We start from the raw sequence: 7380 nt of genomic DNA, 5'->3' as shown, positions 1-7380 counted from the left end.
TGGGGGAGGCGGCGGCGGTGCGTCCACCAGGGTGACCATGATGTTGCGTTCCTTCTCCGCCACCGCCTTGGGCGCAACGGCCGGAATCAGCAGCAACATCAGCGCCGCAAGATGCAGCGCGATTACGAAGGCAATACCGATGATGCGCGGCCAGCTAAGGCCGGAGGCGTCATCTTTGTCGTACTGCCGATGGATGACCAGTTGTTCCGTCATGCGCCAATGACTCAATTAAAGGGGGGCGGATTCCGCTGTGGAGCGGAACCCAAGTTCACGCGGCAATGACACCGCAGGAACCTCCAAGCTTATACCAATCCCTGTTACCTGCACTACTTTCAGCACTGGTCTTCGGGGGCTTTTTTTGCGTGCTACTTCAGGTTGATGATCTTCTTGGCGTCTTCCGGCTTTTTGACGCCCTTGGCCAGTGCCTGCTGCGCGGCCTGCTTGGCCTCGGCAACGCGGCCTTCCGAATGCAGCACCTTGGCCAGGTTGAGATAGGTTTCGCCGTCCTTGGACAGCGGCGCCGCCTTCTGCCAGTTCTCGATCGCCTGCGGCAGCTGGTCGGTGTAGTAGTACGACTGCGCCAACGCCAGGTAGGTCTGGTAGTCCGGCTTCAGAATGCCCTTCTGCATGCCTTCGTTGATGACTGCGATGACGTCCTTTTCGTGACCATCGGTGTTGGCGTAGATCGAGTACAGCTGCTTGTATTCCTTCTCGTCGGTCAGCTGACCGGCGGCACGCAGCTTGTCCATCACCGCCGCGGCCTTGTCCATCTGGTCGGCCTGCATGTACATGCTGGCCAGGTTGAGCTGGGCCTTCTTGTCGTTGGGCGACTTGGCGGCCAGCGCCTCGGCGGCCTTGACCGCTTCACCGGTCTGGCCGGCTTCGGCGTAGGACGCCATCAGCAGCTGATTCCAGCTGTCCTTCGGCTCCGGCGACGCGGCGATCGCCTGCTTCAGCGCCGGGATCGCTTCCTGGTAGCGCTGCGCCTGGTACAGCGCCTGGCCCTTGAGGATCAGGTCTTCCGGGCGGGTCGACTTGGTTTCGGCGAGGAACTTGTCGAGGGTGGCCAGGCCTTCGGCGGTCTGCTCGTCCTGCAGCTGCAGCTGCGCCAGCATCAGCATCGACTGGTAGTGGCCGTTGTTGTCCAGGCCGTTGAACTGGATCGCCTGCTTCAGGTACGCCTGCGCGGCCTTGCTGTCGTCGAGGTTGTAGGCGGCCTGCGCGGCCAGCTGCGCGGCCAGCGACTTGTCGTACTCGTTGGCGCCGCTGTTGGCCAGGATCTCATCGGCCTGGGCGCGCACCGCCGCGTAGTCCTCGCCCTTGTTGTAGGTGTCGATGAGCTTCTGCAGCTTGCTGCCGAGCTTGGACGACGGCTTGCCGGTCGGCTCCTTGCGCTCGGCATTGGGGAACAGCACCGCCGCCTTCTCGTTCTTCGCATTGCGCGAGGAGCGGTGGTCGGTGCGATCGCTCTGCGCAGCGGCATCGGTCACCACCGCGCCACCGAGGGCGGCGGCGATCACCAGGGACAACAACGCTTGCTTGCGAATGCGGAATTTCATGGGTCACCTCGGTGGAAACCGCCCGGAGCGGCACGGAAGACGGAGCGGCCATTCCTCGGCCGAGCCAGCAAACCTATCAGAAACCTGTACGCCGTGAAAACGTTTTTGGATGCGTTTTCTGTGACAGTGCCGGCGACGGACACAGGGACGACGGACGACTCAGCCGCACTTGGGCGTCCTGCCGGCGCTGCGCGCCTGCGCATACACCGGTTCCAGCGCGGCGACGTCGCGCTGCAGCTCGCCGATGCGGGCACTCGGATCGGGGTGGGTGGACAGCCATTGCGGCGGACGTGCGCCGCCGGCGGCCATCATGTTCTTCCACAGATCCACCGCCTGCGCGGGGTCGAATCCGGCCTGCGCCATCAGGCGCTGGCCGACGACATCCGCTTCGGTTTCCTGCTGGCGCGAACCGGGCAGCAGGAACAGGGTCTGCGCGGTCATGCCGCCGACCTGGCCGACGGTGTCGGCCGCGCCCTGACCGTAGCGGGCACCGGCCAACGCGCCAATCACGCTCAGGCCTGCCTGCGCACCGAGCTGGCGGGTAATGCGTTCTTCGTGATGACGCGAAATGACGTGGCCGATCTCGTGGCCGAGCACGGCGGCGAGCTGGTCCTGGTTCTTGGCCACGCTGAAGATGCCGCTGTTGACCCCGACCTTGCCGCCAGGCAGGGCGAACGCGTTGGGTTCCTTGTCGTTGAACAGCGCGGTTTCCCAGCCGGTGCCGCGCCATTGCTCGGGCAGCTGCGCGACCAGGGTGTTGACCACGCAGCGCACGTAGGCGTTGCGCTTGGGATCGGTGTCCAGCTGTTCCTTGGCCTTGGCTTCGGCGAACGCCTGCGCGCCCATCTGGTCGAGTTGTTGTTGCGAGATGCCGCCCACGACCTGGGTACGCCCGGTTGGCGATGTCGTCGTCGCACACGCTGCCAGCAGCATCGCCAGCGATGCGCCAAGTACCACTTGCTTCATACAGTCCCCCCTCCTAACACGCGTCGCAGTGTGGGGGGCCGCGTCTTAACATTTCGTCAAACAAACCTTCAGGTTGCGCCAAACCAGTAGAGTCCGGCGACCGCGATGGCGTTGTTGAGGCCATGCGCGGCGATCGGTGCCCATAGGGTGCCGGTGCGCTTGTACAGCCAGGCGAACGCCGCGCCCATGCCGCCGTAGACCAGCCACAGTTGCGCGGTGGCGGCCAGGCTGTTGCCGGTGGTCCCCGGTACTTCGTGCACCAGGGCGAAGGCGGCGCCGCTGAGCAGCATGCCCAACCGCGGCCGGCCTGCGTCCCACAGCCGCCCGAACAGCACGCGGCGGAACAGCAGTTCCTCGTAGGCCGGGGCGATCACGATCGCGAACACGCACAGGAACAGCGGCATCTGCGCCATCGCGTCCTGCATCAGCGGCAGGTTGGTCGGCACCGGCTTGATGCCGATCTGCGCCGCCAGCGCGGAGATCGCCGCGCTGCCGACGAACACGCCGACCGCGACCAGCAGCACCCAGCCCCAGGTCGAGGGTGTGCGCGCCGCCTGCCAGGAGGCACGGCGCTCGGCGGCGCTGGCCGGACGCCGCAGGAAGTACAGCAGCAGCGCCGCGGAGAGCGTGCTGACCAGGGCGATCAGCAGTTGCGCCAGCGCGCCCGGCTGGCCGACCCGCTGCGCCACCACCGATGCCAGGCGATCGGCGGGGATGCCGTGCGCCTTCAGTTCCATCGCCAGCTGGAAGCCGCGGATCACGCCCCAGACCAGGCCGCTCAGCACGCTCACCGCCAGCAGCACCACCGCCGCCAGCAGCACGTCGAGGAAGAAACCGAGGATCGGCCGGCGCGGACGGGCCGGCGGCGCGGAAGGCAACGGCAGCGGGGTGGCGGGCAACGGCGGTGCGGTCATCGCGATCCTGTGCGGAAGCGGGCGGAAGGCACAGCGGGACGCCCGCCCCGGCGTACGCCAGGGCGGGAACCGCCAGGGTCAGATATCGAGGTTGGCGACCTTCAGCGCGTTTTCTTCGATGAAGTCGCGGCGCGGTTCGACCACGTCGCCCATCAGCGTGCTGAAGATCTGGTCGGCGGCGACCGCGTCCTCGATGCGCACCTGCAGCAGGCGACGCGTGTCCGGGTTCACCGTGGTCTCCCACAGCTGCTCGGCGTTCATTTCGCCCAGGCCCTTGAAGCGCTGGATCTGGCGGCCCTTCTTGGCCTCCTCGAACAGCCAGGCGTAGGCCTGGGCGAAGCTGGTGATGGCCTGGGTCTTGTTGCCGCGCACGATCTGCGCGCCCTCGCGCACCAGCCCATGCAACTCCCGCGCGATCTCACGCAGCGGCCGCAGCTCGCCGCTCTCGAACACCGCCATCGGCACCACATAGGTGGTCTCCTCGCCCATGTGCCGGCGCTCCACCAGCAGGGTGGCCAGGCGCTGCGCGTTGGACGCCTGGAAACGCAGGCTGTAGCGCGCCGAGCCCAGGCTGCCGCGGTTGAGCACCGCCTGCAGCGCGTCCAGGCTCGGATGCGTCTCGCCCTCGCTCTCGAGCTGGGCCACGTCCAGCGGCGGCAGGTCGATCAGCGCGCTCAGCAGCGCCGGGTCGTAGCGGTGCGCATTGCGCGCCACCGCCTCGTTGGCGCTGGCGAACAGCAGCAGCAGCTTCTCCAGCGCCGCGCCGGTGATCGGTGGCTCGTTGCTGGCCGGAACCAGCGCCGCGCCTTCGACCGCGCTGCTGGCCAGGTAGGCGTTGAGCGCGTTGTCGTCCTTCAGGTACAGCTCCTGCTTGCCCTGCTTGAGCCGGTACAGCGGCGGCAGGCCGATGTAGACGTAGCCGCGCTCGATCAGCTCCGGCATCTGCCGGTAGAAGAAGGTCAGCAGCAGGGTGCGGATGTGCGCGCCGTCGACGTCGGCGTCGGTCATGATGATGATGCGGTGGTAGCGCAGCTTGTCCGGGTTGTACTCGTCGCGGCCGATGCCGGTGCCCAGCGCGGTGATCAGCGTGCCGACCTGGTCGGAGGACAGCATGCGGTCGAAGCGCGCGCGCTCGACATTGAGGATCTTGCCGCGCAGCGGCAGCACCGCCTGGTTCTTGCGGTTGCGGCCCTGCTTGGCCGAGCCACCTGCCGAGTCGCCCTCGACGATGAACAGCTCCGACAGCGCCGGATCCTTTTCCTGGCAGTCGGCCAGCTTGCCGGGCAGGCCGGCGATGTCCAGCGCGCCCTTGCGACGGGTCAGGTCTCTTGCCTTGCGCGCGGCCTCGCGGGCGCGGGCGGCATCGACGATCTTGCCGGCGATGGCCTTGGCCTCGTTGGGGTTCTCCTGCAGGAACTCCTCCAGGCGCGCGCCGAAGGCGTTTTCCACGGCCGGGCGCACGTCGGAGCTGACCAGCTTCTCCTTGGTCTGGCTGGAGAAGCTGGGATCCGGCACCTTCACCGACAGCACCGCGATCATGCCTTCGCGCATGTCGTCGCCGGTCAGATTGATCTTGGCCTGTTTGGCGATGCCGTTCTGCTCGATGTAGGTATTGAGCACGCGGGTCAACGCGCCGCGGAAGCCGGCCAGGTGGGTGCCGCCGTCCTTCTGCGGGATGTTGTTGGTGAAGCAGTACATCGTCTCCTGGTAGGAGTCGGTCCACTGCAGCGCCACGTCCACGGTGATGCCGTTGTGCTCGCCGGTGACAGAGATCACGTTCGGGTGCAGCGGGGTCTTCAGCTGCGCCAGGTGCTCGACGAAGCTGCGGATGCCGCCCTCGTAGTGGAAGTCGTCGCGGCGCCCCTCGCCGCGCTCGTCGGCGAGCACGATCTTGACCCCGGAATTGAGGAAGGACAGCTCGCGCAGGCGCCGGGCCAGGATGTCGTAGTGGAACTCCACGTTGTTGTGGAAGGCCACCACCGACGGCCAGAAGCGCACGGTGGTACCGCGCTGGGTGGTCTCGCCGAGCCGAACCAGCGGCGCGACGGCCGCGCCGTTGCTGAATTCCTGCTGGTAGTGCGAGCCGCCCTGGAACACGTCCAGCAGCAGCTTCTCCGAGAGCGCGTTGACCACGCTGACGCCCACTCCGTGCAGGCCGCCGGACACCTTGTAGCTGTTGTCGTCGAACTTGCCGCCGGCGTGCAGGACGGTCATCACCACTTCGGCGGCGGAGACCTCGCGGCCGAGCTTGGCGCTCATCTGCGCGTGCTTGCCGACCGGGATACCGCGGCCGTTGTCCGACACCGAGACCGAACCATCGGCGTGAATGGTTACCGCGACGTGGTCCGCGTGCCCGGCCAGGGCTTCGTCGATGGAGTTGTCGACGACCTCGAACACCATGTGATGCAGACCGGTGCCGTCATGGACGTCGCCGATGTACATGCCGGGCCGCTTGCGGACCGCCTCCAGGCCTTCCAGGGCGGTGATGCTGTTGGCGTCGTAGTTGCCGTTGCTGGGCGGGGTGTTCTGTTCGTCGGTCATGCGGGTGCCGTAGGCTCCACGAGGCGGCGAAGACAGGCCGGGGCCGGTTCGCGCCGCTGGATAGGGGATTGGCGGAAATTATAGCAGCCCGGGCCGCCGGACCCGCGGCGGCCTAGGAAACGGCCAGGATCTGGCCATGTTCCACGTGGAACCGGGCGATCGGCAGGCTGACGTCGGCCAGCGCCTGCGGGGTCTCGGTGGCAGTGACAAAGACCTGCGCCGGCCCGCCACGCAGGCGCTCCAGCACCCGAGCCTGGTGGTGGCGGTCCAGCTCCGAGCCCAGATCGTCCAAGGCGATCACCGGCCATTCGCCGCGCTGCTCGGCGTAGTCCTCGGCCTGCGCCAGCAGGCAGGCCAGGGCGGTGAGCTTGGCCTGGCCGCGGGAGAGCGCATCACGGCCGGGAATCTCGGCAAAACTGAGGCTCCAGTCGGCCCGGTGCGGACCGGCAGAGGTATAGCCGAGCTGACGGTCGCGTTCGCGGTTGAGCAGTAGCGCGTCGGCCAGCGACACCTCCTGGCGGCGCCAGCCGGGCGCGAACTGCAGATGTGAGATACCCAGCGCTGGCGCCAGATCCGGGGCGAGGGCGAGCAGGCGCTGGAGCAACCTGTCCAGGTAGTCCTGACGGCGCGAGGTCAACGGCTCACCAGACTCGGCGAGCTCGTGATCCCAGGCATCCAGCGCCGCGCCGCTGCCACCGCTCTTGAGCAGCGCATTGCGCTGCTTGAGCGCGCGAGCATAGCGTCGCCACAGGGACAGGAAGTCAGGTTCCACGTGGAACAAACCCCAGTCGACGAAGCGGCGGCGGGGCTCGCCGCCGCCGCTGACCAGCAGGTGGCTGCCCGGCTCGAAGGTCACCACCGCCAGCGCCGCACACAAGGTGCCGAGGTGGCCAACGTCCTGGCCATCGAGGCGGCCACGCCATTCCTGACCGCTGTGGCGCAGTCCGGCGCGGCGCCGGCGTGTCGCGCCGGCTTCAGCCGACTGCTCCTGCCATTCGACGAACACGTCCAGTGCGTCCTGGCCCTGGCTGACCAGCCCATCGCGCACGCGACCACGGAAGCTGCGGCCATACGCCATCAGGTGCATCGCCTCGAGCACCGTGGTCTTGCCGGCGCCGTTGTCGCCGGTGATCAGGTTCAGTCCAGGCGCGGGCGCCAGCTCGAGCGCCGCGAACCGGCGCAGGTGGTGGAAGTCGAGACGGGAGACGTGCATGCGGGGATAGAGGCGAAGGCGCTCGCACCGGGCGCACGCAGATCGGGGCTTGGGGTAGGGCGGCAGCATACCCAAAACGGCTCGCGGGCGTTGTTAGGACGACCGCGTTCGTGACAAGTTGGCAGCGTCCTGCACAGCGGTATCCGCGTGATTAGGGCGGATGGACTCGCACGGGCAGTTGGGAGGC

The 7380-nt window shown here is 67.5% G+C and carries 5 protein-coding genes and 1 pseudogene; all 6 read right to left on the bottom strand.

Annotation, left to right across the window (positions count from 1 at the left end; genetic code table 11):
- Positions 1-213: pseudogene (locus tag D183_RS24005) on the bottom strand (energy transducer TonB); the annotation flags it as partial.
- Between the two features lie 152 nt (positions 214-365).
- Positions 366-1559 carry a tetratricopeptide repeat protein gene (locus D183_RS0104750; RefSeq protein WP_017907988.1) on the bottom strand — a complete coding sequence of 398 codons (1194 nt, stop codon included), beginning with the start codon at positions 1557-1559 and terminating at the stop codon, positions 366-368.
- A 159-nt stretch (positions 1560-1718) separates the two neighbouring features.
- On the bottom strand, positions 1719-2525 hold the full coding sequence (locus D183_RS0104745) for a M48 family metallopeptidase (protein WP_026143554.1): 807 nt from the start codon (positions 2523-2525) through the stop codon (positions 1719-1721).
- Positions 2526-2593: 68 nt separating this feature from the next.
- Positions 2594-3439, bottom strand: coding sequence for a CPBP family intramembrane glutamic endopeptidase (locus D183_RS0104740; protein ID WP_017907986.1), 846 nt, complete (start codon positions 3437-3439; stop codon positions 2594-2596).
- Positions 3440-3517: 78 nt separating this feature from the next.
- Positions 3518-5980, bottom strand: coding sequence for a DNA topoisomerase (ATP-hydrolyzing) subunit B (gene gyrB / locus D183_RS0104735; protein ID WP_017907985.1), 2463 nt, complete (start codon positions 5978-5980; stop codon positions 3518-3520).
- 112 nt (positions 5981-6092) lie between these two features.
- Positions 6093-7193: a DNA replication/repair protein RecF gene (recF, locus tag D183_RS0104730; protein ID WP_017907984.1), complete on the bottom strand. Its 1101-nt coding sequence runs from the start codon at positions 7191-7193 to the stop codon at positions 6093-6095.
- Positions 7194-7380 lie beyond the last annotated feature (187 nt).

It is taken from the genome of Xanthomonas sp. SHU 199, assembly GCF_000364665.1.
GTDB classification, from domain to species: Bacteria; Pseudomonadota; Gammaproteobacteria; order Xanthomonadales; family Xanthomonadaceae; genus Xanthomonas_A; species Xanthomonas_A sontii.
This window is presented reverse-complemented; position numbering and strand designations above follow the sequence as displayed.

Bases quoted from the DNA above. Each gene is read 5' to 3' on its own strand.
- D183_RS0104750 (WP_017907988.1), bottom strand. From the start codon at position 1,559: ATGAAATTCCGCATTCGCAAGCAAGCGTTGTTGTCCCTGGTGATCGCC.
- D183_RS0104745 (WP_026143554.1), bottom strand. From the start codon at position 2,525: ATGAAGCAAGTGGTACTTGGCGCATCGCTGGCGATGCTGCTGGCAGCG.
- D183_RS0104740 (WP_017907986.1), bottom strand. From the start codon at position 3,439: ATGACCGCACCGCCGTTGCCCGCCACCCCGCTGCCGTTGCCTTCCGCG.
- gyrB (WP_017907985.1), bottom strand. From the start codon at position 5,980: ATGACCGACGAACAGAACACCCCGCCCAGCAACGGCAACTACGACGCC.
- recF (WP_017907984.1), bottom strand. From the start codon at position 7,193: ATGCACGTCTCCCGTCTCGACTTCCACCACCTGCGCCGGTTCGCGGCG.